The sequence below is a fragment of the Nesterenkonia lacusekhoensis genome, from assembly GCF_017876395.1.
GTDB lineage: Bacteria > Actinomycetota > Actinomycetes > Actinomycetales > Micrococcaceae > Nesterenkonia > Nesterenkonia lacusekhoensis.
The window spans coordinates 2,040,673-2,062,193 of the sequence record NZ_JAGINX010000001.1 but is presented as its reverse complement, the minus strand read 5'-3'; the positions used below and the strand labels follow the sequence as shown (position 1 = coordinate 2,062,193).

At 67.3% G+C, this 21,521-nt stretch carries 23 protein-coding genes; 9 read left to right on the top strand and 14 right to left on the bottom strand.

From position 1 onward, the window contains the following. Positions 1-81: 81 nt before the first annotated feature. Positions 82-918 carry a sulfurtransferase gene (locus tag JOF45_RS09725; protein WP_210049369.1) on the bottom strand — a complete coding sequence of 279 codons (837 nt, stop codon included), beginning with the start codon at positions 916-918 and terminating at the stop codon, positions 82-84. Positions 919-1,126: 208 nt separating this feature from the next. On the opposite strand from JOF45_RS09725, the gene JOF45_RS09720 reads away from it, so the two are divergent. Then, positions 1,127-2,182: a YeiH family protein gene (locus JOF45_RS09720; RefSeq protein ID WP_210049367.1), complete on the top strand. Its 1,056-nt coding sequence runs from the start codon at positions 1,127-1,129 to the stop codon at positions 2,180-2,182. A 133-nt stretch (positions 2,183-2,315) separates the two neighbouring features. Here the strand turns inward: JOF45_RS09720 and JOF45_RS09715 are convergent, their stop codons facing one another. Next, positions 2,316-2,606 carry a metal-sensitive transcriptional regulator gene (locus JOF45_RS09715; RefSeq protein WP_210049365.1) on the bottom strand — a complete coding sequence of 97 codons (291 nt, stop codon included), beginning with the start codon at positions 2,604-2,606 and terminating at the stop codon, positions 2,316-2,318. Between the two features lie 94 nt (positions 2,607-2,700). Between JOF45_RS09715 and JOF45_RS09710 the strand changes: the two genes are divergently transcribed. Together JOF45_RS09710 and JOF45_RS09705 are read left to right on the top strand one after the other, a co-directional pair. After that, a complete protein-coding gene (locus JOF45_RS09710) occupies positions 2,701-2,922 on the top strand; it encodes a heavy-metal-associated domain-containing protein (RefSeq protein ID WP_210049364.1) in 222 nt (73 codons plus the stop codon). Continuing rightward, positions 2,919-5,213, top strand: a complete 2,295-nt coding sequence (locus JOF45_RS09705; RefSeq protein WP_245324198.1) for a heavy metal translocating P-type ATPase — start codon at positions 2,919-2,921, stop codon at positions 5,211-5,213. The genes JOF45_RS09710 and JOF45_RS09705 overlap by 4 nt, the downstream gene beginning before the upstream one ends. 133 nt (positions 5,214-5,346) lie before the next feature. On the opposite strand, the gene JOF45_RS13345 is transcribed toward JOF45_RS09705, so the two are convergent. The 8 genes from JOF45_RS13345 to JOF45_RS09670 all read right to left on the bottom strand — a co-directional run bounded on the left by JOF45_RS13345 (position 5,347) and on the right by JOF45_RS09670 (position 11,920). Continuing rightward, positions 5,347-5,820 carry a pyrimidine dimer DNA glycosylase/endonuclease V gene (locus JOF45_RS13345; protein ID WP_245324197.1) on the bottom strand — a complete coding sequence of 158 codons (474 nt, stop codon included), beginning with the start codon at positions 5,818-5,820 and terminating at the stop codon, positions 5,347-5,349. 2 nt (positions 5,821-5,822) lie between these two features. Next, entirely contained in the window at positions 5,823-6,680 is an 858-nt protein-coding gene (locus JOF45_RS09700; RefSeq protein ID WP_210049362.1) for a prenyltransferase, read from the bottom strand. Beyond that, on the bottom strand, positions 6,670-7,014 hold the full coding sequence (locus JOF45_RS09695; protein ID WP_210049360.1) for a lycopene cyclase domain-containing protein: 345 nt from the start codon (positions 7,012-7,014) through the stop codon (positions 6,670-6,672). The genes JOF45_RS09700 and JOF45_RS09695 overlap by 11 nt, the downstream gene beginning before the upstream one ends. After that, on the bottom strand, positions 7,014-7,349 hold the full coding sequence (locus tag JOF45_RS09690) for a lycopene cyclase domain-containing protein (RefSeq protein WP_210049358.1): 336 nt from the start codon (positions 7,347-7,349) through the stop codon (positions 7,014-7,016). Before JOF45_RS09690 ends, JOF45_RS09695 begins: the two co-directional genes overlap by 1 nt. Next, positions 7,342-8,934 (bottom strand): phytoene desaturase family protein, encoded by a 1,593-nt coding sequence (gene crtI, locus JOF45_RS09685; protein WP_210049356.1) that lies wholly within the window; start codon positions 8,932-8,934, stop codon positions 7,342-7,344. The genes JOF45_RS09690 and crtI overlap by 8 nt, the downstream gene beginning before the upstream one ends. Then, positions 8,931-9,806 carry a phytoene/squalene synthase family protein gene (locus tag JOF45_RS09680; protein ID WP_210049354.1) on the bottom strand — a complete coding sequence of 292 codons (876 nt, stop codon included), beginning with the start codon at positions 9,804-9,806 and terminating at the stop codon, positions 8,931-8,933. The genes crtI and JOF45_RS09680 overlap by 4 nt, the downstream gene beginning before the upstream one ends. Continuing rightward, the gene (idi, locus tag JOF45_RS09675; protein WP_210049352.1) at positions 9,803-10,369 is read right to left on the bottom strand and encodes an isopentenyl-diphosphate Delta-isomerase; all 567 of its coding nucleotides are present in this window, start codon (positions 10,367-10,369) and stop codon (positions 9,803-9,805) included. Before idi ends, JOF45_RS09680 begins: the two co-directional genes overlap by 4 nt. 84 nt (positions 10,370-10,453) lie before the next feature. Further along, positions 10,454-11,920, bottom strand: coding sequence for an SDR family oxidoreductase (locus JOF45_RS09670; protein ID WP_210049350.1), 1,467 nt, complete (start codon positions 11,918-11,920; stop codon positions 10,454-10,456). Between the two features lie 297 nt (positions 11,921-12,217). On the opposite strand from JOF45_RS09670, the gene JOF45_RS09665 reads away from it, so the two are divergent. Together JOF45_RS09665 and JOF45_RS09660 are read left to right on the top strand one after the other, a co-directional pair. Next, on the top strand, positions 12,218-12,799 hold the full coding sequence (locus tag JOF45_RS09665; RefSeq protein WP_210049348.1) for a DUF4269 domain-containing protein: 582 nt from the start codon (positions 12,218-12,220) through the stop codon (positions 12,797-12,799). 113 nt (positions 12,800-12,912) lie between these two features. Beyond that, on the top strand, positions 12,913-14,115 hold the full coding sequence (locus JOF45_RS09660; protein WP_210049347.1) for an acetyl-CoA C-acetyltransferase: 1,203 nt from the start codon (positions 12,913-12,915) through the stop codon (positions 14,113-14,115). A gap of 60 nt (positions 14,116-14,175) precedes the next feature. On the opposite strand, the gene JOF45_RS09655 is transcribed toward JOF45_RS09660, so the two are convergent. Next, positions 14,176-15,786, bottom strand: a complete 1,611-nt coding sequence (locus tag JOF45_RS09655) for an ABC-F family ATP-binding cassette domain-containing protein (RefSeq protein WP_210049345.1) — start codon at positions 15,784-15,786, stop codon at positions 14,176-14,178. 276 nt (positions 15,787-16,062) lie between these two features. On the opposite strand from JOF45_RS09655, the gene JOF45_RS09650 reads away from it, so the two are divergent. Continuing rightward, positions 16,063-16,683 (top strand): LysE family translocator, encoded by a 621-nt coding sequence (locus tag JOF45_RS09650; protein WP_210049344.1) that lies wholly within the window; start codon positions 16,063-16,065, stop codon positions 16,681-16,683. Further along, positions 16,653-17,291 carry a GNAT family N-acetyltransferase gene (locus JOF45_RS09645; protein WP_210049343.1) on the top strand — a complete coding sequence of 213 codons (639 nt, stop codon included), beginning with the start codon at positions 16,653-16,655 and terminating at the stop codon, positions 17,289-17,291. Before JOF45_RS09650 ends, JOF45_RS09645 begins: the two co-directional genes overlap by 31 nt. 47 nt (positions 17,292-17,338) lie before the next feature. Here JOF45_RS09645 and JOF45_RS09640 read toward each other — a convergent pair whose 3' ends face one another. After that, positions 17,339-17,767 (bottom strand): NUDIX hydrolase, encoded by a 429-nt coding sequence (locus JOF45_RS09640; protein WP_342591455.1) that lies wholly within the window; start codon positions 17,765-17,767, stop codon positions 17,339-17,341. A gap of 56 nt (positions 17,768-17,823) precedes the next feature. Continuing rightward, positions 17,824-18,435, bottom strand: a complete 612-nt coding sequence (locus JOF45_RS09635) for a DNA-3-methyladenine glycosylase I (RefSeq protein WP_210049341.1) — start codon at positions 18,433-18,435, stop codon at positions 17,824-17,826. Between the two features lie 80 nt (positions 18,436-18,515). Between JOF45_RS09635 and JOF45_RS09630 the strand changes: the two genes are divergently transcribed. Both JOF45_RS09630 and JOF45_RS09625 read left to right on the top strand, forming a co-directional pair. Continuing rightward, the gene (locus JOF45_RS09630; protein WP_210049340.1) at positions 18,516-19,298 is read left to right on the top strand and encodes a helix-turn-helix domain-containing protein; all 783 of its coding nucleotides are present in this window, start codon (positions 18,516-18,518) and stop codon (positions 19,296-19,298) included. Positions 19,299-19,335: 37 nt separating this feature from the next. After that, positions 19,336-20,121 (top strand): ABC transporter ATP-binding protein, encoded by a 786-nt coding sequence (locus JOF45_RS09625; protein WP_210049339.1) that lies wholly within the window; start codon positions 19,336-19,338, stop codon positions 20,119-20,121. Here JOF45_RS09625 and JOF45_RS09620 read toward each other — a convergent pair. Further along, the gene (locus JOF45_RS09620; RefSeq protein WP_210049338.1) at positions 20,063-21,520 is read right to left on the bottom strand and encodes a M14 family zinc carboxypeptidase; all 1,458 of its coding nucleotides are present in this window, start codon (positions 21,518-21,520) and stop codon (positions 20,063-20,065) included. The two genes, JOF45_RS09625 and JOF45_RS09620, sit on opposite strands and share 59 nt — an antisense overlap. Position 21,521 lies beyond the last annotated feature (1 nt).

Genomic DNA, 21,521 nt, shown 5'->3' with positions numbered 1-21,521 from the left:
TAGAAGACCATGGATGAACTTATGAATTTGTTCGTAAACAAAGTTCATCCTCGCGGTCGGGCGAGTGCGATCCCGAGACTGTCAGCGCTCCACCGGGCGTTGGGGATCTCGGCTCCACTGGCCGAACCCGCCCGGGTAGAGCACCGGTTCGTAGCCCGCACTGGTCAGCGCCAGTGCCGAATGAGCGGAGTGGACCCCGGAGAAGCAGTAGACATGGAGACGGCTGCCCGGGGGTGCTCCCAGGGCGGCGTAGCGCTCGCGGATCTCTTCTGGGGTCAGCAGGTGACCGGTGCTGTCGGTGTTGGCCGCCGTCGGAGCGCTGATCGCACCGGGGATGTGTCCGGGCCGTTCGGCCAGCGGGTCATCGATGCCTGCGTAGCGGCTTCCCGGCCGGGCGTCGAGCAGGGTGCCGGTGCTGTCCAGGGCGGCGATCTCCTCGGCCTCGGCGGTGGGCAGGTGGCCGAAGCTGATGCTGATCTCGCTGGGTTCGGTGAACTCCATGTCGGTGGAGAGCGGGTATCCGGCTGAGGTCCAGGCGCGCAGCGAGCCGTCGAGGATGCGCACGTCGCTCAGGCCTGCGGCCCGCAGCAGCCACCAGGCGCGGGCGGCGGAGAGGTTCTTCAGATCGTCGTAGACCACCACGGTGTGCTCCTCCGTGATGCCCCAGCGGCGCAGTGTCTCTTGGAAGGCTTCGGCTGAGGGGAGGGGGTGGTTTCCCTCCTGCGGTGCCCGCGAAGGGTCTGCGAGCTCGTAGTCCAGGTCCACGAAGATCGCTCCCGGGATATGTCCGGCCAGATAGTCGGGCAGGCCTTCGGGGCGGTCCTGGCGCCACCGCACATCCAGCACGGTCAGCGGGGCGCCGGCGTCCTGGAGCTCGCGGAGGGCTGGGGCAGTGATGGTGACGGCGGGGGCGGTCATGTCTGCAGGCTAGTGGTCCTGAAGAAGGTGAATGATCGCGTGAACTTATATGACGCGAGCGGAGTTTGCGCTCCGGAAGCGCTCAGGGGGGGCGGTGAATGCTCTGCGGGGCGGAGAGGGGAGCCGGTGGGCGACTATCCTGAAGGGCGCCGGTCCCGGGTGGGGCTGTGTCACATCATCTTCCTCCGCAGAAAGGACCAGTGGCCGCGTGAGTTCTCCGGATGCCGGCAGCGCAGGAGTCCGTCGGCTTCCGGGATGGATGCTGCTGGCCGGGGTGGCCACAGCGGCACTGCTGCTGGGGAGTATCCAGCGCGCCGTGGGTGCTCTGCTCATCGCTCTGGTGCTGGGACTGCTGCTGCGCAACCTCGGGCTGTTCCGCCCGGCGGTCCGCCTCGGCGTTCAGCGGGCCACCAAGCCGTTGCTGCGCCTGGGGATCGTGGTGTTGGGGCTGCAGCTGGCCGTCCCGGAGATCCTCGCTCTGGGTGTTCCGGTTCTGGTGCTGATCGGGGCGACGGTGCTGATCGGCTTTGTCTTCACCCACTGGTTTGCCCGCCGGATCGGCATGAGTCCGGCCGCCTCGCTGCTCTATGCCGCAGGGTTCTCCATCTGCGGGGCATCGGCTGTGGCCGGTGCGCAGAGCGTGGTCGACGCTGAGGATGATGAGGTCGCCTCCGCCGTCGCGATGGTCACCCTCTACGGCACCGCCGCTCTGCTGGCGCTTCCGCTGGTCTCCGGCATGGTGGGGCTGACTCAGGAGCAGAGCGGGGTATGGATCGGCCTGACGGTGCACGAGGTGGCGCAGGTGGTGGCCGCCGGAGGGTTGGTCGGGACTGCTGCGTTGGCCACAGCCGCGGTGGTCAAGCTGGGGCGTGTGGTCCTGCTGGCTCCGGTGCTGACCTTCTCGGCCCTCTTCTGGCGGCGTGCTGCGCGCGATCTGAGTGCCGATGACCGGGCTGCCGGTGAAGGCTGGACTGCCCGCGACGCCGACGCCGGCTCGCCCCCGAAGGTGCCGCTGGTCCCGCTCTTCGTCCTGGGGTTCCTTGCCATGGTGGCGGTGCGCTCCGTGGCGCCGCTGCCTGAGGAGCTCTTGGACGCGGCGTCGCTCGCCGCCACATGGCTCCTGGCCGGAGCCATGTTCGGCCTCGGAGTGGGCATCGACCTGAAGTCCCTGGCGAGGACCGGCGGCCGAGGCGCCGTCGTCGGGGGTGCGTCCACTGCAGTGATGGGCGCCGGAACGCTGGCTGCGGTGCTGCTGGTGGTCTGATGCTCTGCTGGTGGTGTCAGGCCTCGATTGCCGCGAGCTTTCTGCATTGCCGCGGGATATAACGCGCGGCGGAGTCGAAAGCTCGCGGCAGATCGGCCGCTGCTGCCCGGTGCAGCCGTCCGCTGACGCGCGTCTAGGACTTCACCAGCCGCCTGATCGCGGCGCTGGCCTCGGCGATCTTCTCCTCGGCGTCCTTTCCGCCGTGCTCAACGGCGTGGGCCACGCAGTGGGTGAGGTGGTCATCCAGCAGGGCCAGGGCAACGTTCTCCAGTGCTGAAGTCGTGGCGCTGATCTGGGTCAGGATGTCGATGCAGTAGGTGTCATCCTCGATCATCCGGTGGATGCCGCGAGCCTGCCCTTCGATCCGCCGCAGGCGGGCGAGGTACTTGTCCTTGTCGCTCATATAGCCATGCTCTGAGTCCATGGCAGAGATTATACCCCTGTGGGGTATGAAAATGTACCCTACAGGGGTATATTGAGCGGTGAAGCCACAGACACCCCGTCCGAAGGAGTCCCACATGTCGGAGACACGGCGCTACACAGTCACCGGAATGTCCTGCGCACATTGCGAGCAAGCTATCCGTCAGGAGCTCTCTGAGCTCTCCGGCGTGGAGGAGGTCCAGGTCAGCGCTGCAGACGGCGCCCTCTCTGTGACACTGGACGCTGGCTCCGCCCCTGATGATGCTGAGATCCTGGCCGCAGTGGACGAGGCCGGATACCAGGGGGTGAGAGTTCCATGACGCGTACTGCAGAGCCCCAGCACCTCGAGCTGGAGATCGGCGGCATGACCTGCGCGGCGTGTGCCCAGCGCATCGAGAAGAAGCTCAACAAGCTCGACGGCGTCAGCGCCACCGTCAACTACGCCACGGAGAAGGCCTCGGTCACCGGGGATGCTGAGGTTCAAGACCTCATCGCGGCAGTGGAGAAGACCGGTTACACCGCGCAGCTGCCCACGGCTCCCGATGAGGAGCCTGCTGGGAAGTCCGTGGCCGAGAAGGATCTGTCGCAGCTGCGGCTTCGTCTGGTGATCGCCGCAGTGCTCAGCGTCCCCGTCGTGCTCGTGGCCATGCTGCCGGCCCTGCAGTTCCCCTACTGGGCCTGGGTCTCATTGGTGCTCAGCCTGCCGGTGGTCCTCTGGGCCGGGTGGCCCTTCCATCGCTCGGCTGCGCTGAATGCCCGCCGGGGCGCCGCCACGATGGACACTCTCATCTCCCTGGGCACTCTGGCGGCGCTGATCTGGTCGCTCTACGCGATGCTCTTCGGCCATGCCGGGGACCCGCACCTGCGTCATGAGTTCGTGCTCTTCGCCGAGCCCTACTGGATGTCCGGGGAGAGCGCTGGATCAGCCAACGTCTACTTCGAGGTGGCCACCGCCGTCACCTCCTTCCTGCTGCTGGGCCGTTACTTCGAGAAGCGCTCGAAAGCTCGGGCCGGGCAGGCTCTGCGCTCTCTGCTGACCATGGGCGCCAAAGAGGTCTCCGTGCTGCGTCCGGGCGCGTCAGGGGCGCCGGAAGAGACTCGCATTCCCGTGAAGGACCTGGCCGTGGGGGACGAGTTCATCGTCCGCCCGGGCGAGAAGATCGCGACCGATGGCGTGGTGATCTCAGGAGCCTCGGCGGTGGACATGTCCATGCTGACCGGCGAATCCGTTCCTGTGGAAGTCGCCGAAGACGACAAGGTCATCGGCGCCACCGTCAATGAGTCCAGCAGGCTGCAGGTGCGGGCCACCGGAGTGGGCTCCCAGACTCAGTTGGCCCAGATGGCTCGCTTGGTGGAAGAGGCCCAGTCCGGCAAGGCCGAAGTTCAGCGGCTGGCCGACCGGATCTCGGGCATCTTCGTGCCGATCGTGCTGGGGATCGCCGTGGTGACCCTGCTGGCCTGGCTGCTGCTGGGTGCACCCGCGGAGGCCGCCTTCACCGCCGCCGTCGCGGTGCTCATCATCGCCTGCCCCTGTGCGCTGGGGCTCGCGACGCCGACGGCTCTGTTGGTGGGCACCGGCCGCGGCGCCCAGCTCGGGATCCTGATCAAGGGACCCGAGGTGCTGGAGTCCTCGCGAGGCATCGACGTCGCGGTGCTGGACAAGACCGGGACGGTCACCACGGGGGCCATGCAAGTCACTGCGCTGCACAGCGCCGGACGCACTGACGTCTCCGACGGCTTCGACGACCTGACCGTCCTGAGGCTCTCCGGAGCGTTGGAGTCTTCCTCGGAGCATCCCGTGGCGCGGGCCATCACCAATGCTGCCCGGGAGTCGCTGGGCTCGCGGGCCGGCACCCTGTCCGTGCCCGAGGAGTTCCGAAACCATCAGGGCTACGGAGTCAGCGGAGTGGTCCGCGGCCGGTCGGTGCTGGTGGGCCGGCGTCGCTTCCTGGCGGATCAGGGCATCGAGGTGCCTCCGGAGGTCGGGGGGCTGCTCAGCTATGCCGAGTCCCAGGGCAGCACACCGGTGCTGGTGGGGATCGACGGTCATTTCGCCGGCGTGGTCATCGTGGCCGACACCGTCAAGGACAGTGCCGCCGGCGCGGTGGCCCAGCTCAAGGAGCTCGGCATGGAACCGGTGCTTCTGACCGGGGACAACCAGGGCGCTGCCCGCCGCGTGGCGGATGCCGTGGGTGTGCAGCGGGTGATCGCTGAGGCTCTGCCCGGCGACAAGGTCGAAGTGATCAAGGAGCTGCAGGCCGGGGGTCAGTCCGTGGCGATGGTCGGCGACGGTGTCAACGATGCCGCCGCACTGGCTCAGGCAGATCTCGGCCTGGCGATGGGGACCGGCACCGATGTGGCCATCGACGCCGCCGACATCACCATCATCCGCGGTGACCTGCGGTCTGTGGCCGACGCCGTGCGTCTGTCCCGCCGGACGCTGCGCACCATCCGGGAGAACCTGTTCTGGGCCTTCCTCTACAACACGGCCGCGATCCCGCTGGCCGCCGTCGGGCTGCTCAACCCCATGCTGGCCGGGCTGGCGATGGTGCTCAGCTCGCTGTCAGTGGTGGCGAACTCGCTGCGGCTGCGCCGGTACCAGGGCGCGTGATCCATTTCTCTACCGGGTCAGCGACATCTCACGCGTCACAGCCGGGTGGAGATGTCGCTGACCCGGCAGAGACTGCCTTCAGCGATGGCTGGAGCGCAGTCAGGGCGCAGGGACTGGTCACGTCCGGGGATGCTCATGCCCGCTCCCAGGGCTCGACATCTCCCTCCACCACGCGGAAGAGCGGATGAGCTGCTGGCACTGCATCCTGTGGGAATCCATCGAGCAGATGCGGGGAACGCTGTGCCAACTTCGTGTGCAGGTGGTCACGTTCAAAGGCCAGCTGACCACTGGTGACACTCATCTGCGGCATGGCGCTGAGGGCAGCACTCGGGTCATCTCTCATCAGCTCCGAAGGGGCGGGAGGATGGGCGATGCGTGCGGCATCGAACCGATAGCCTCGACGCTGCGCTTCCGCATGAAGCTGCGCCAGATACGCCCCGATCGCTGGTCCCGGCTCGGAATGCTCCCGGAACCGTTCCAGCTGTGGGTGTCGGGTGTACCCGCGTGTGCGGCCCAGCAGAACTGCCTGCGCGAGGAGCGACTCCCGCCAGCACGCGATGAGCCCCTGGCGGTCCAGCAGGGCCGGGTGGAGAGACCACAGGCGCATGCTCAGATCATCCCCGTGCCGAGCAGCAGCAGGATGGTCAGCGCAGCTCCTACCGCGTAGTTGATCCAGAGGAAGTGCCGCCATCCGTTGTGCGCCAGGTCCGCCTCCCCATCGTGCAGTGAGCGGTAGGGGGCCCCTGCCGCGAGGTAGGGTGCGACCAACACGGCGGCGAGCGACCATGGCCATCCGGTCCCCAGCACCAGCAGGCCGGCTGCCGCCCATAGGGCCAGCGCCAGGCGGACCGTGGTTGCGGCCCCCAACGCTGTAGCGATCGAACTGATGCCGGCCTCACGGTCCGGGCCGATGTCCTGTACCGCCCCGAAGGCGTGGCTGGCCATGCCCCAGAGCAGGAACGCCCCCAACGCGCACACCAGGACCACGCTGGCCTCAGCTCCAGCCAGGGCCGCACCATAGGCCGCAGGGGTGACGAAATGCAGACTCGAGGTCAGCGAATCCAGCACCGGGATCTCTTTGGTGCGCAGCGGGGGCGCTGAGTATGCGACGAGCGCCAGCATGCTCACCGCAAGGATGACCCAGGATGCGAGACCTCCCATCGGGATCAGGACCAGGAGGAGCGGGATGACCAGCGCTACGCTGGCGATCAGGACCGGCCGGTGCAGAGTCGTGTCCAGCAGGGCGCCTTCTGCTCCTCCCTTCCGAGGGTTCGCCATGTCTGACGCGTGGTCGAAGACGTCATTGATGCCGTAGAGGGCGAAGTTGTAGGGGATCAGAAAGAACAGGGTCCCCACGACCAGCGCAGGTTCCCAGCCTCCACCGGCCAGCAGCCATGCGGCCGCGAAGGGGTAGGCCGTGTTGATCCAGCTCAACGGACGTGAAGAGCGCAGCATGTCAGTGATCATTGTTGCTCCTGTCGCTGCGCAGGGGTGCGAGCAGAACCCATAGTGAAGGCAGCAGGATGACCGCAGCGATCGGATAGGCGAAGTCCTCGATCGGCGCCATTCCGAGGCGCAGCCCTGAGATGACCGATTCCGCGTACTCGAACAGTCCGACGGCGATCATCACGTTGTCAAAGACGGCGGTGAGCAGCAGCAGCGCGGCAGCGGCAGCGGCCGCGGAACCAAGCAGACGTCCAGGCCGTTCTGCTCTGCCGCGCACGTGTGCCGCCACAAGCGCCACAGCCACTGCACCTGCGACGAACCCTGCACTCAGGATCAGGTAGGTGTTGGCGCCCATCATGCCTCACCTCGGCTGAACAGGCGTTGGAACCCGAGCACCAGGACCATGGTCAGATGCGAGAGGAAGAGGAGGAAGACCAGTTCCTCCAGGGGGAGTTCCGGAGCCAACATGATGCCGGTCATATAGGGAGCCGGACCGTGGAGGAAGATTCCCAGGGAGATGGCTGCCAGGTCCCACGCGAGGAAGAAGAAGAGACCGGCTGCCAGCACCAGTGCGGCACGAAGCGGATCCCGGAAGAGGAACAGGCCGAAGCGTCGGTCGATGAGGAGCATGCAGCCGAATGAGACGAGAAGAGCCGTGAGGTAGGCCAGGCTGATCAGCGGTTCAGGCATGTCGCACCCCCTGGGCGGCCGTTCGGTGGTCGAAGAGCCGGCGCAGAGATCTCCTCGGGCCTCGGCGAACAGAGGTCCGGACCAGTTCAGCGCTGATGAGGCACATCGGCACGCCGATCCCCGGCATCGTCGTCGAGCCCGCGTAGTACAGCCCATCGAGCTTCGAAGAGCGGATCGGCCCTCTCAGGAAGGCGCTCTGCCGCAGAGTATGTGCCGGCCCCAACGCGCCCCCGCGCCAGGCCCCGAACTCCCGTTCGAAATCGGCCGGTCCGAGGCTGCGTCGCACGGTCACCCGTGACGACAGATCCGGAATGCCTGCCCAGGAGGCGATCTGGTCTATGGCCTCGTCCACGAAGCGTTCGACGGAGGGGGAGCCGGACCCGTCGATGCCCCCCGCTCCGGTATCAGGATCTGCCCGGACGGGAATCAGGACGAAGAGATTCTCGTGGCCCGGCGGGGCGACCTCCGCATCCGTGGCGCTGGGCCTGCAGACGTAGAGGGACCGGGGAGGCCCTGAGGCGGGGAGCCTGCCCTCGATCTCTTCGAACCCCCGTTGCCAGTCTTCGGTGAAGAAGAGCGAATGATGAGCCAGTTCAGGCAGTTCACCCTCAACGCCCAGCAACGCCAACACTGCCCCGGGCCCCGGGTTCCGTCGCTCCCAGGCAGCCGTCGAGCGGCTGCGAAAGCGCGGTGCCAGCAGCGCCGTATCCGTATGGTGGATGTCTGCGCTGGAGACGACGATGTCGGCGGCCAGACTGTTGTGTTCGCCCTCTGGGGTGGTGAACCGCACCCCCGCAGCGTTCCTTCCTTCTGTGATCACCTCCGTCACCCGATGCCCGGTGCGCAGATCCACACCGTGCTGTCGTGCCAAGCGGGCGATCGCTGCGACGACCGCGCTGAACCCTCCGCGCGGATACAGCACGGACTGATTGACGTCCAGATGACTCATCAGGTGGTAGAGGCTCGGTGCTGCTTTCGGCGAGGTTCCGAGGAACACCGCTGGGTACCCGAGGATCTTCTGCACCTGGGGATCCGAGGTGTGCCGACTGATGAAGCGGTCCATCGGTTCGAAGAGCAGGCGCAGCAGCCGGGGCAGACGTCGGAGAAGCCCAGGGTCTGCGAAGTCCCGCAGAGAATCGTAGGAAGAATAGAGCAGTCGGTCCGTCGCGAGCCGGCAGGTCTCCTCTGCGGATCTCATATAGGCGGTCAATGACCCCGGGGTCTGCTCCCACTCCTGAAGTGCGCCGAGGGAGTCCTGGTCTGGTAGGTCGAAGGGCTGGCTCTGCTCCTCGAAGAAGACCCGATAGGCAGGATCCAGCCGAATGAGCTCCAGCTCATCGGCCGTGGTGGTTCCCATCTCTTCGAAGAAGCGATCGAAGACTTCAGGCATCAGATACCAGGATGGGCCCGTTTCGAAGCGGAAACCCTGCTGATGCCATTCACCTGCGCGTCCGCCCACGGACTCGTGGGCTTCGAGAACAGTCACGTCGACACCGTCACGAGCCAGCAGCGCCGCGGTGGCAAGACCGGAAAAGCCTGCTCCGATGACGACGGCGGTGCGGGCCTTGCCCCTGCGCTCCGTCATGGCCGCCCCCTGAAGTTCATCGGCAGCAGTGTCTTCAGCAGAAGGTAGGTCTTCCTGCGCCGGGGGACTGACACACGGCGGTGCAGGATCTCGGCGGCAGGCGTTCGGCGTAGCCGGAGGGCGACATCCTCAAAGAGGTGAGCGGCCAGCAGTGTAGCCCGACGCGGGCCGGGGGGCAGCTGGGCGATGCCGGTCTTCGCTGCGGCCAGATCCTCGTCTATCTCATCGAGGATGTCCGCCTTCTCCCGCTCGCTGAGCTGTCCTGGCAGTGCTCCGGGAAAGTAGGCCCGGCCCAGTTGGGTCGCGTCGTCGCCGAGGTCGCGCAGGAAGTTGATCTTCTGGAAGGCTGCGCCGAGACGAGCGGCGCCATGCTCGACGGGCTGGAGCCGTTCGGCATCCCACGCGTGGCCGCTGAGGAAGACACGCAAGCACATCAGCCCCACGACTTCGGCCGAGCCGTAGACATACTCCTCATACTGTGTGCGGCTCAGGCGTTCGACTGGGCTCAGGTCTCGGCGCATCGAGTGGAAGAAGGCTGTGATCAGGGGCATCTCAATGTCCGCGGCGCGGGCGGTGACGGCGAACGCGTGCACCACCGGGTTGGCGCTGAATCCACGTGCTGTTCCCAGAAGAACTTCCTGCTCCAACGCATCCAGTACGCTGCGCTGCTGGTCCGCCGTCAGTCCTGCCTCTGCGGCTGTCCCGTCGACGATCTCGTCAGCAGTGCGGACAAGAGCATAGATGTTCCGGATCCCTCGGCGGCAGTCAGGCGGAAGCAGATTCGCCGCCATGCCGAACGACGTCGAGTAGGCACTGATCACACGAGCGGCAGCTTCCGTGGATGTGCGGGTGTAGAGTTCCAAACCGTTCATGAGTCAGCAGCGCCGATGGACGGTCGGGCTTGTGTCCTGTACACGTCCATCTGCGGGACCTGGAGCGAGAACCATGGGCTGAACGCCCAGGGAGCATGGTGGATCGCCCGGGAGACATCATCTGGGGCAGACCATGCGATCTCCATCGCTTCGCTCGGGTCCGGCTCGGGCCGGGATGAGGTCACCGCGGTGAACACCGGGCATATTTCGTTCTCGACCACGCCTGAGGCATCGGTGGCGCGATAGCGGAAATTCTGCAGGACGAGGGACAGGTCGGTGAGCTCGAGCCCCAGTTCGTCGAAGCCGTGCCGGGCCACTGCGTCTGCCCAGTCTTCGCCGGGGGCAGGATGGCCGCAGAAGGTGTTGGTCCATACCCCCGGCCAGGTCTGCTTGGTCAGGGCGCGCCGAGTGACGAGGACCTCTCCTGAGGGGTTGAGGACGTGGCAAGAGAAGCCGAGGTGCAGCGGCGTGGCGGCGCTGTGCACCGACCGCTTGGACTGAGTTCCGAGCGGCTCGCCGTCTGGGGCGACCAGCACCACCTGCTGAGAGTCCTTCTGATGCATCTGCTGCCCCTTCTGTAGTTTGCCTATCTAATAACTAGCTTAGGCAACTTTAGTGTGTGTCTCCAGCCAGATCGCACGACGCCGTCAGTGCCGTGCGGGACCTGCCTCCGCCTCCAGTGCGAGCCGCGCGGCCATCTTCCGAAAGATGACCGCGTGGAAGGGCGTCAGCGCCAGCCAATAGATGCGCCCACCCAGTCCAGACGGGAAGAAGACCGCACGCTGAGTGCATACTGAGCCTTCGCCGTCGGGCTCGACGAGGAACTCGAGCCACGCCTGCCCAGGCACCTTCATCTCTGCGCGCAGTCGCAGCCGCTCCCCGCGGTCCAGCCTCTCCACTCGCCACCAGTCCACTGCGTCACCGAGCTGAAGCTGCCGGCGGCTGCGGCGTCCTCGGCCGAGCCCCACTCCGCCGACGAGCTTGTCAGCCAATCCTCTGGCCCTCCAGGCTCGCGACAGGGCGAAATAGCCCCTGTCGCCTCCGATGCTCTCGATGACCGCGAAGACGGCTTCCGGTGAGGCTGAGGAGCGCACCCGGCGCTCATCGGTCAGTACGGTGCGGCCTGCCCAGTCAGGATCGGAGGGCAGCGGTTCCGACGGTGCGTCCAAAGGATGCGATCCGGCCCAGGTCGTCTCCACGCGGTCCGCTGAGATCTTCTCCAGGGCCAGGTCCACTGCCGTCGGATAGTCCGTCAGGCCGGCGTCGGGAGGAGGGAGTAGATCGTCGATGCTGCGGTCCTGGACCACACAGTCGTGCTGCAGGGACTGGACTAGGGGCACGGCCAGAGAGCGCGGGATCGGAGTGACCAGGTTGACCCATTGGGCCGCCAGCCACGGTGTGAGGACCGGCACCGGAAGGACAGTGGGTTCCCGGAGGCCCGCAGCCCGCGCGTAGAGCTTCATCAGGTCCGCATATGTGTGGACGTCCGGCCCTCCGATGTCATACCGCCGGCTCTCCTCCCATTCCACATCCGCGGCTCGGCTCAGGTAGTGCAGCACATCGCGCACGGCGATAGGTTGCACACGGTTGAGCACCCAACGTGGTGAAGGCATGACCGGCAGTACGTCGGTGAGATGGCGGACCATCTCGAAGCTGGCAGATCCGGAGCCGATCACCAGCCCGGCCTGCAGGGTGAGCGTCGGAACGCGGCTGGACTCCAGGATCTCCCCGACCTCGACCCGCGACCGCAGGTGCGGGCTGAGTTCTTCGTCGGGGTGAAGTCCGGAGAGATAGACGATTCCGCCCACCGCGGCCTCCGCGGCGGCAGTGGCCACCGATTCCGCGCATCGCTTGTCCAGGTCAGCGAAGTCTCTGCCGCCGCTCATGGAATGCACGAGGAAATAGACCACATCCACGTCGTCGCAGAGTCTCCGTGCTGCCGACGCGTCCGAGAGGTCTCCTTCAAGAACCTCGACCTCGTCGCGCCAGGGAACATCCCGCAGCGATTCGGCCCGGCGGGTCAGCACCCGGACCCGGTGCCCTGCCTTCAACAGCTGAGGCACCAGGCGTCCTCCGATGTAGCCTGTGGCTCCAGTCACTGCGATGTTGGTCATGGGCTGTCCTCTCGTTCAGCGACCACGATCGTCGGATTCGGCGGTTCGGACTGTGGCCTGGTCGTCAGTTTCACACTATCTCCCCACGGCGACGGTGGCAGCAGGGTGCAGAAACCTCATCCGCCGGGGGAGTGTTCCGCAGGCGTAGTCGTGACGTGATGTCCTTGTGAGGCTGATTTCGCCCGATTCGCCGTATCCACGCCGCTCGAAGCGCTGACCGATGAGTGGGACACCACCGGATCGATTCAACCGGCGAAAAGTGCAGAGGTCGAGTACAGCGCTGACTAGGATGAAGGCATGCCTGATCCGATGAGCCCGTACGCCGCTGCCCGGATCAGCGCAGAGCAGGCTGAGGTTCAGCTACTCGGCACGGAGTATCTGCACCGGGGCAACCCTCGCCAGCGTCGGGCCGCGGCGCTCTTGGAGGAGCTCGGTGTCGGGGATCTTCCGGGATTGCGCGAGTGGGCTTTGGCCGGGACGATCCCGCTGGGGGTGGACCTGCCGGAATCGGATCTGGACGTGCTGGTCTGCACCTCGGAGGTGGCTGCGGCCCGAGAGGAGCTGACCGAACAGTTCGGGCAGCTGTCGCAGTTCGCCGCCTGGGCGCACAGCGCTGAGGCAGGGGCCTGGTGCGTGACCTTCGAATCCCAAGGCTTCCTCATCGAGTTCTTCCTGCAGGATCGGGCGCTGACCGAGCAGCGCGCCTTCCGGCACCTGGTGGCCGAATACGTGCTGCTGCAGCGTCACGGAGCGGCGTTCCGGCAGGAGATCTTCCAGCTCAAGCTCTCCGGTCTCAAGACTGAGCCGGCCTTCGCCCAGGCGCTGAACCTCGACGGCGATCCCTACCTCGCCCTGCTGGACCCGGCGCTGCTGGACTGATCAGCGGGGAGTCCCGCGAGGTTGGGCCCCTCGAGGCAGGCATGACGCACCCTGGGCGGGCGTGCAGGGCCGCCTGAAAATGTGGTCTACTGCACATAGCCTGATCCCGCCCGATGAAGGAGAACTCTGTGTCTGCCGAACCGACTGTGATCGTCGCAGGAGCCCGCACACCCATCGGGAAGCTCATGGGAGGCCTCTCCTCCCTCTCCGCGGCCCAACTGGGATCTGCCGCGCTGAGCGGAGCGCTGGAGAAGGCCGGAACAGAGGCGTCTGAGGTCGAGTACGTGATCATGGGGCAGGTAATCCAGGCGGGTTCCGGCCAGAACCCTGCTCGCAGCGCAGCCCTGGGTGCCGGGATCCCGGCCCACATACCGGCCATCACGGTCAATAAGGTCTGCCTCTCCGGGCTGAATGCAGTGGCCACAGCGGACCAGATGATCCGCGCCGGCGAATGCGAGGTGGTCCTGGCCGGCGGCATGGAATCCATGTCCCAGGCTCCGCACCTGCTGCCCGGATCCCGCAGGGGGTTCACCTATGGGGACACCGCCCTGGTGGACTCCATGGCCTATGACGCCCTGTATGACCAGGCCACCCGCCAGTCCATGGGCGCCTTGACCGAGTCCTGCAACACCGGTGAGGTCCAGGTCAGCCGGGAGGAGCAGGATGAGTTCGCCGCGGCCTCGCATCAGCGGGCGGCGGCCGCCTGGGAGGAGGGTCTCTTCGCTGAGGAGGTCGTCTCCGTCCACGTGCCCCAGCGCAAGGGCGACCCGGTCACAGTCAGTCAGGACGAAGGATTCCGCCCCGGCACCACAGCCGAATCGATGTCCCGGCTCCGCCCGGCCTTCGCCGCCGACGGGGCCATCACCGCCGGAACCTCCTCGCAGATCTCCGACGGAGCCTGCGCCCTGCTGGTCATGTCCAAGCGCAGGGCTCAGGAGCAGGGGCTGAGCTGGATCGCCGAGATCGGCTCCCACGGGATGGTCGCCGGCCCCGACTCCAGCCTGCAGCTGCAGCCGGCCAACGCCATCGTCCAGGCCTGCGCCAAGCAGGGGATCGCCGCAGAATCGTTGGATCTGGTGGAGATCAACGAGGCTTTCGCCGCGGTCGGGCTGGCCTCGTCGCGCCAGCTGGGCATCGACCTGGAGAAGGTCAACGTCAACGGCGGCGCCATCGCCCTGGGCCATCCGGTGGGAATGTCAGGCGCTCGCGTGCTGCTGCACCTCGCACTGGAGCTCAAACGGCGCGGCGGCGGAACCGGAGCCGCCGGACTCTGCGGAGGCGGAGGCCAGGGCGACGCCCTGATCCTGACGGTCTGATCAGATGGTCTGATCAGACCTGGGCGGCCCCGCCCGACGCCGGTCGCTCACCGTGCCGGCTCAGACTTCACCTCTTGGTGGAGCCTCCATCTCCTCCGGCTCCCGCAGGTCCACCCGCTGGTCCAGCTGCAGCTCACGCAGGAACCGTTCATCGTGGCTGACCACCAGCAGCGCACCGGAGTAGGCCTGCAGAGCGTGGGTCAGGTGAGCCACGCTGGCCAGGTCCAGGTTGTTGGTGGGCTCATCCAGGATGAGCAGCTGCGGCGTCGGCTCGGCCAGCAGCAGGCAGGCCAGTGTGGCCCGCCAACGCTCCCCGCCGGAGAGCGACCCGGCCGGCTGGTGGACGGCGTCGCCGCGGATCAGGAACTGGGCCAGTCGATGTCGAGCCTGAACCGGCGTCGTGGTCGGCGCGAAGCCCTGCATATTCTCCAGGACGCTGGCACCGTCGTCGAGCAGCTGCAGATTCTGCGGCAGACAGCGGAACGGCACCGCGACGCCGGCGCTGCCCTCCAGCGGCTGCGCCTCCCCCGTGATGCAGCGCAGCACTGAGGTCTTCCCGACGCCGTTGGGCCCGGTCAGCGCCACGCGCTGCGGTCCGCGCAGGTGGAGGTCGACCACAGCGGTGCCGTGCGGCGGGCGCAGTCCGACCACCTCCAACACCTCGCGACCCTTGGGCACCTCGGCGCCAGGGAGATCGAGATGGATCTGCTGATCCTTACGGACCTGCTCCTCGGCCTGTTCCAGTGACTTCCGCGCCTCTTCCAGCCGGGTGTGGTGGGCCGCCGAGGCTCTGCCGGCGTTGGCCTCAGCCTTGGACCTCCGGGCATTGGCCAGGATCTTGGGCATGCTCTGGGCACTCTGCTTCCCCTGGCGGTCGCGGGCGGCGTGCCTGCGCCGCTGTTCGGTCAGCTCGCGGCGCTGCCTCCTCACGTCAGCCTTGGCCTGGGCCACCTGTTGGGCGGCGGCTTCGGACTCAGCGGCGATGATCTCCTCGTAGAGCGAGAGTCCGCCGCCGAACCAGCGCAGCGATCCGCGGCGCAGCTCCCCGATGGAGTCGACCTCTTCGAGCAGGTCACGGTCATGACTGACCACCAGGACAGTTCCTGAGAACTGATCGAGGATGTCGCTGAGTCGCCGTCGGGCGTGCGCATCCAAGTTGTTGGTGGGTTCGTCCAGGATGAGCAGCGATGGTCGACGCAGGACGAGTCCGGTGAGGCTGAGCAGGATCAGCTCGCCTCCGGAGAGGCTTCTGGCCGTGCGGGAGAGCTCGATCCCCTCCAGTCCGGCACGTGCTAGGGAGGCGAGGATCTGTTCGCGGATGTCCCAGTCGTCTCCGACGGCGTCGAAGTGCTCCTCCCTCACCGATCCGGCTTCGATGGCCGCCAGGGCGTCCAGCGTCTGCTGGACGCCCAGCAGCTCAGCCACGGGGACGTGTTCATCCACGGCCGGGTTCTGCTGAAGGTGGGCGAGGTCGCCGTCGAGCTGGACCGTCCCGGAGGAGGGCGTGAGCTCACCGGTGATGAGCTTCAGCAGGGTCGATTTCCCGGCGCCGTTGTCACCGATCAGAGCGTGCCGGCCGGGCGTCAGTCCGAAGCTGACCTGGTCCAGGACGGTGCGACCTTCGGGCAGGCGATAGGACAAGGAATGTGTGGCAAGTATGGGGGCAGGCATAGGTCTCCACAGGCAGAAGCGGTCGATGACGCGTGGAGACGCTGCGCAGATGCCACGGGTGCAGCCGGAACGGCGGAGAATCGTGAACTTCTGATCGGTCGGAGAGCACAGCGCCGGGCCGGACGCCATCAGGACGTCGCGGGCAGACTGCGCAGGTCTCAGACCTCAGAACTTCAACGGGCACCTCGTGGTCGGGAACAAAGACGCTTTCAACTGTAGCGCAGCCCGGCGGGATTCGCGCCCGCACCACACAACCCGAGCAAGTAGATTCTCCTCATGACCTTTCTGTCGCTGATCCTGTTCGTCGTGGCCGGGGCCGGAACTCCGGGGCCGAACAACACCATCGTGATGGCCTCCGGGGCTGTCTTCGGCTTCCGGAAGTCCGTGCCGGCCATCGCCGGGATCAACGTCGGGTTCCCCGTCATGATCGTGCTGGTGGGTCTGGGCCTGGGCGGGGTCCTGGCCCAGTGGCCCTTCCTGCTGGACATCATCCGCCCGCTGGGCGTGGCCTACCTGCTGTGGCTGGCTTGGAGGATCGGCACCGGCCCCACCGACCTGAAGGCTCGGCGGGAGGGAAGTCCGCCGGGCTTCGTGCAGATGGCGCTGTTCCAGTACGTCAACCCCAAGGCCTGGACTCTGGCTCTGGCCGCACTGTCGACCTTCACCGGATTCTGGGACTCCTTCCTCACCGAAGTCCTGGTGATCGCAGCCTTCGCTCTGGTCTTCGGGGCCCCATGCACCATCGCCTGGACGGTGCTGGGCGTGGGCGCCGGCAGGCTGATCGCGCGGCCGCGTCATATGCGGATCTTCAACATCGTCATGGCCGGGCTGCTGGTGGTGTCAGTGGTCCCTGCGATCATAGAGACATGGGAATCGATCCAGCCGCTTCTTCCGTGATCATCCGTCCCGCCGCGGAGGCCGACGCCGACGCCGCCGCCCGGGTCCTCGCCGGTGCCTTCGGCGATGACCCGCATATCGCCGGACTGCTGCCGCAGGACCGCAGGCAGGACCGTATGGAGCAGATGTTCCGCTTCGAGGCGCTGAGCAACCTGCGCACCGGCGGTCACGTCTACGTGGCTGTGGACGGCGCCGACACCAGCGCGGAACCGCTGGGTGTGGCCTATTGGGGCGCGCCCGGTCAGGAGGCGGGATGGCGCGAACAGCTCACTGAGGCTGTGGCGATGCGACGGATCTATGGCCGCCGGTTCAAGGACGTGAAGCGGACCTACCGCGAGGTCGCCCGCTACCGGCCCAAAGCTCCCCACTGGTACCTGAAGGTGATCGGAACTGCCCCCGAAGCGCGGGGGAGGGGAGCCGGCTCAGCGCTGATCCGCCATGGGCTCGCCCAGGCCGACCGAGCCGGCGTCGGGGTCTACCTGGAGTCCTCCAAGCCGGAGAACGTGCCGATCTATGCGCGCTACGGCTTCGCGGAGATCAGCGAGATCCCAGCGTACGGCACCACGCCGCTGATCGGCATGTGGCGTCCGGCCGGCGGGCAGAGCTGAGGACGCGGCAGAGCTGAGGCTCCAGCAGGGCCGACCGCCCAGCAAGCTCAGCTGATCAGCCCCGCCATGCGGCGTCCCACATCCACCAGGGAGACGCGCTTGAGTCCCTCGATCTGTTCCGGAGTGAACCAGGCGACGTCATCGGTGGACCCGTCCTGCTCCGCGGTCATCTCACCGTCGGTGATCCGTGCCCGGTAGATGATCCGCAGCGCCTGCATGGGCGTGCCCTTCTTCTCCTCGGAGAGGCGGCGGTCGCCCGGGATGACCATATTGTCGATCCCCAGCAGCTCCAGCACCTCTGCCTCATAGCCGGTCTCTTCGCGGATCTCTCGGATCACGCCGTCGGCCGGGTCCTCGCCCGGGTCGATGCCGCCGCCGGGCAGAGTCCATCCGCCGGGCCCCTGGTGCCAATGAGGCAGCAGCATGCGGCCGGCGTCGTCGGTGATCACGGCATAGGCGGCGACTCTGAGATCCACCCGTGCACTGTAACAGGGGTGCATCCTGCATCCCGCACCTCTGCAGTCCTCCCCGCTCAGGGCCTGGTGAACTCTGCCCGCGCCCGCTGAACCGGCTCGCGGAGGATGCAGCCGTGGACGTGGTCGTTGAGCAGGCCCATGGACTGCATGAAGGCGAAGGCCGTAGTCGGCCCGAAGAACCGCCAGCCCCGCCTCTTCAGCTCCTTCGCCATCGCGGTGGAGGAGGGCGAGACCGTCAGCGTCTGCGGCTCGGCCAGCTCCTCGGCCGGCGGCTCGAACCGCCAGAGGAAGGCCGCCAGGGAGCCCTCCTGGGTGATGAGCTCCTCGGCCCGCCGGGCGTTGCCGATGCAGGCTTCGATCTTGGCGCGGTTGCGCACGATGCCGGCATCGCAGAGCAGGCGGGCGAGGTCCTCCTCCCCGAAGCGGGCCACCGCGGAGATCTCGAATCCGGCGAATCCTGCGCGGAAGGCCTCCCGCCTGTTCAGGATGGTCCGCCAGCTCAACCCGGACTGGAAGGACTCCAGGCAGAGCTTCTCGAAGAGCCGCTGGTCCTCGCCCACGGGGAAGCCCCATTCGGCGTCGTGATAGGCGGTCAGTTCCGGGGCGCCGGTGCTCCAGGGGCAGCGCGACAGGCCGTCGGAGGCGGTGGTCTCAGCGGAGAGGCTCATCATCACAGGCTACTGGGCGCAGGCTCTCGGACCCTGCGGATGAGGGCGTGCTCAGGGAGACCTCTTATGCTGGATGGACCATGAGCCTGCCCAGAACCCCGGACCTCGTCGCTGCCCCTCAGGAGCAGCCCTACCGGTTCCCGTGGGGGCGGATCTTCGGCGAGCTGGACCAGCACAGCGAGGAGACCCGCTGGCCGGATCACTTCCACCCCACCCACGAACTGCTGTGGGCCCACGGCGGAGCGATCACGGTGCTGGTGGGCCGCAGGCTCTGGACGGTGGCCGGGTCGCAGGCCCTGTGGATCCCCGCCGGGACCGTCTATTCCGGGACGGTGCCCGCCGGTGTCACCTCCCGGGTGACGTTCTTCGATCCGGAGCACACTCCTGCGCGCAGCGAGGAGCCGGCCAGCGTGGAGATCACCCCTCTGCTGGGTCAGCTGCTGGAGCATCTGCGCACGGAGGACCTCGACGACGGCGAGCGCCACCGTGCTGAGGCGGTGGTGATGGATCTGGTCAAGCCGGTCCCGCAGCCGGTCATCCTGCAGATGCCCACCCATGAGCTGATCGCCGGTGCCGCGGAGGAGATCTTGGCCGACCCTTCGGCCTCCCACGGGTTGGACAGCTGGGCGGAGCGCCTGGGTGTGAGCTCCCGGACCCTGACCCGTCTGTTCCGCAGCGAGACCGGCCTGGGATTCCGCGGCTGGGTGACCACCGCCCGGGTGAAGTGCTCCATCGAGTCGTTGGCCGAGGGAGCCAGTGTGGCCGAGGCGGGCCGCACCGTGGGCTATGCGACGACTTCTGCCTTCGGAGTGGCCTTCCGGAGGGTCACCGGGATGACTCCCGGAGAGTTCCGTCACGGGTGAATGCTCTAATTCAGCACGAGGTTCTACTATGGTCGCCATGACCTACCGCCTCGCCGCTGAGCGGCTCAGCTCCGGCTATGACGAACGTGCCGTCCTCGCGGAGCTCGACATCGTCATCCCGGACGGCTCCTTCACCGTCATCATGGGCCCCAACGCCTGCGGAAAATCCACACTGCTGCGCAGTCTGGCCCGGCTGATCAAGCCCAGCGACGGGCAGGTCCTCCTCGATGGGGCCTCCATCTCAGCAATGCCCACCAGGGAGCTGGCCCGCACAGTGGGCCTGCTGCCGCAGTCGGCCATCGCCCCGGAGGGGATCACCGTCTCTGATCTGGTCTCCCGCGGACGGCACCCGCATCAGAGCATGTTCAAGCGTTGGAGCGCGGAGGATGAGGAGGCGGTCCGCCGGGCCCTGGAGGACACTCAGATGACCGAGCTGGCCTCCCGCGAGGTCGACTCCCTCTCCGGCGGGCAGCGTCAGCGCGCCTGGATCGCGATGGCCCTGGCCCAGCAGACCCCGCTGCTGCTGCTGGACGAGCCCACCACCTACCTGGACATCGCCCACCAGATCGAGGTGCTCGAACTCTGCGCCCGCCTGCAACGCGAGGGCCGCACCTTGGTGGCCGTGCTGCATGACATCAACCAGGTGCTGCGCTACGCCACCCACATCGTGGCGATGAAGGACGGGCGGATCGCCGCGGAGGGGACGGCCCACCAGGTGGGGACCGAGGAGACCATTCGCGAGGTCTTCGGGGTGGACTCCCGGGTCATCGAGGACCCGGAGACCGGCAAGCCGCTGATGATCCCGCGCGCGCCCGCCGCCTGAGGCAGTGGTCGGCCAGGGCCAGCACGGCCCCGTACTGCAGGCCCACCACGTCCTTGACCGGAAGCGGCTGGAAGTCTCCGGACTCGTCAGCATCGGTCTCGGCCAGCCAGCGGCTGAAGACCTCCTCGGTCTCCTCTCCGACGCGGCGCAGCGCCGCGGGGGCGGTGCCGGCGGCGATCTCAGCCTGGACCGCGCGCAGGAAGATCGCGCCGAAGCGCAGCCGCAGCATATGCAGCAAGCCGCGCAGACTGTGCTTCTCGGAGACGGTGGCCGGACGCCGGCTCTCCGGCTGGGCCGCCCGGGCCCGGTGGCCCTCAGCCGCCCGGGTCAGCGTCGGCAGGAAGGAACGGCTGGCGCGGAGGAACGGGGTCTCCATGCTCAGATGCTCCTCGGCCCGGGCCAGCAGCCCGGTCAGGATGTCCCCAGCCTCCTGGAGGGCCACGCTCTCCTGCTCCAGCAGTGCTGAGTAGCTCTCCTGGGTCTCGGCGGTGTCATCGGCCTGGGCATGGGTCCATATGGGCATCTCCGCGATCAGCGAGAGACTGCCGTAGCGGCGGGCATAGCCGGTGGAGGCCTCCCCGGCGGCGCCGGGATGGACGGGGTCCAGGCCCAGCTCTTCCATCCAGTCGTAGACGGCCTCCAGGCTGCCCATGGCGAAGATGCCGTCGTCAAGCTCTTCGAAGTGGCCGGCCTCCGGCTCCCCGCGGTGCAGCGGGATGCCCAGCTGTTCGGGCAGCCGGTGTAGGATCCCGTAGAGCTCGGGCGCAGGTTCGGAGAGGTAGTAGTAGGCGCCTCCGGACTCGGCGTTGTGCAGGGGGACGTAGAAGTCCGGACGGGTCAGGTCGATCGCCCGCTGGAGGGCCTGGGTCTCAGGCATCATGGCGTCGAAGTAGGCGCGCTTATAGGAGAAGGGGAAGGTCCATTCCACCTGCTCGCGCCCGGCGGGGCGGTAGAAGTTCCGGAAATAGGTCTCACGGTCCTCGGGGCGGGCGAACCAGCCCTCGTTCAGCCGCATGGCGTCCGGGTCGGCGCAGGGGACCAGGTGCCAGACCGTCCCCAGCCGGCGGGCCAGGTCCGCGTCTTCCGTCAGCTCGCGGACCAGGTGCACGATGGTCCAGGAGCCGATGGGCTCGTTGGGGTGCACGCCCCCGGCCAGCAGGCCGGAGAGCCGTTCATCTCCCGCCGAGCTGCCCTCTCCGGCGGGGGTGAGGGTATAGAGATGGATGGGTTCGCCCAGCCGGGAGGTGCCGATCCGCTGTGCGGTGAGCTGCTCGGGATGCCGATCGCGCAGCGCCTCCAGCTCGGCCAGCAGGGCGTCCACGGTGGGATAGCCGCTGAACTCCGGGACCGACGCCGCGCGGTACAGTATCTCCTCGATGATGCGGACCTCCTCAGACACA

What these genes read in the sequence shown, in the direction of transcription:
- JOF45_RS09725 (WP_210049369.1), bottom strand. Translation starts at nt 918, where the DNA reads ATGACCGCCCCCGCCGTCACCATCACTGCCCCAGCCCTCCGCGAGCTC.
- JOF45_RS09715 (WP_210049365.1), bottom strand. Translation starts at nt 2,606, where the DNA reads ATGGACTCAGAGCATGGCTATATGAGCGACAAGGACAAGTACCTCGCC.
- JOF45_RS09710 (WP_210049364.1), top strand. Translation starts at nt 2,701, where the DNA reads ATGTCGGAGACACGGCGCTACACAGTCACCGGAATGTCCTGCGCACAT.
- JOF45_RS09705 (WP_245324198.1), top strand. Translation starts at nt 2,919, where the DNA reads ATGACGCGTACTGCAGAGCCCCAGCACCTCGAGCTGGAGATCGGCGGC.
- JOF45_RS13345 (WP_245324197.1), bottom strand. Translation starts at nt 5,820, where the DNA reads ATGCGCCTGTGGTCTCTCCACCCGGCCCTGCTGGACCGCCAGGGGCTC.
- JOF45_RS09700 (WP_210049362.1), bottom strand. Translation starts at nt 6,680, where the DNA reads ATGATCACTGACATGCTGCGCTCTTCACGTCCGTTGAGCTGGATCAAC.
- JOF45_RS09695 (WP_210049360.1), bottom strand. Translation starts at nt 7,014, where the DNA reads ATGGGCGCCAACACCTACCTGATCCTGAGTGCAGGGTTCGTCGCAGGT.
- JOF45_RS09690 (WP_210049358.1), bottom strand. Translation starts at nt 7,349, where the DNA reads ATGCCTGAACCGCTGATCAGCCTGGCCTACCTCACGGCTCTTCTCGTC.
- crtI (WP_210049356.1), bottom strand. Translation starts at nt 8,934, where the DNA reads ATGACGGAGCGCAGGGGCAAGGCCCGCACCGCCGTCGTCATCGGAGCA.
- JOF45_RS09680 (WP_210049354.1), bottom strand. Translation starts at nt 9,806, where the DNA reads ATGAACGGTTTGGAACTCTACACCCGCACATCCACGGAAGCTGCCGCT.
- idi (WP_210049352.1), bottom strand. Translation starts at nt 10,369, where the DNA reads ATGCATCAGAAGGACTCTCAGCAGGTGGTGCTGGTCGCCCCAGACGGC.
- JOF45_RS09670 (WP_210049350.1), bottom strand. Translation starts at nt 11,920, where the DNA reads ATGACCAACATCGCAGTGACTGGAGCCACAGGCTACATCGGAGGACGC.
- JOF45_RS09665 (WP_210049348.1), top strand. Translation starts at nt 12,218, where the DNA reads ATGCCTGATCCGATGAGCCCGTACGCCGCTGCCCGGATCAGCGCAGAG.
- JOF45_RS09660 (WP_210049347.1), top strand. Translation starts at nt 12,913, where the DNA reads ATGAAGGAGAACTCTGTGTCTGCCGAACCGACTGTGATCGTCGCAGGA.
- JOF45_RS09655 (WP_210049345.1), bottom strand. Translation starts at nt 15,786, where the DNA reads ATGCCTGCCCCCATACTTGCCACACATTCCTTGTCCTATCGCCTGCCC.
- JOF45_RS09650 (WP_210049344.1), top strand. Translation starts at nt 16,063, where the DNA reads ATGACCTTTCTGTCGCTGATCCTGTTCGTCGTGGCCGGGGCCGGAACT.
- JOF45_RS09645 (WP_210049343.1), top strand. Translation starts at nt 16,653, where the DNA reads ATGGGAATCGATCCAGCCGCTTCTTCCGTGATCATCCGTCCCGCCGCG.
- JOF45_RS09635 (WP_210049341.1), bottom strand. Translation starts at nt 18,435, where the DNA reads ATGAGCCTCTCCGCTGAGACCACCGCCTCCGACGGCCTGTCGCGCTGC.
- JOF45_RS09630 (WP_210049340.1), top strand. Translation starts at nt 18,516, where the DNA reads ATGAGCCTGCCCAGAACCCCGGACCTCGTCGCTGCCCCTCAGGAGCAG.
- JOF45_RS09625 (WP_210049339.1), top strand. Translation starts at nt 19,336, where the DNA reads ATGACCTACCGCCTCGCCGCTGAGCGGCTCAGCTCCGGCTATGACGAA.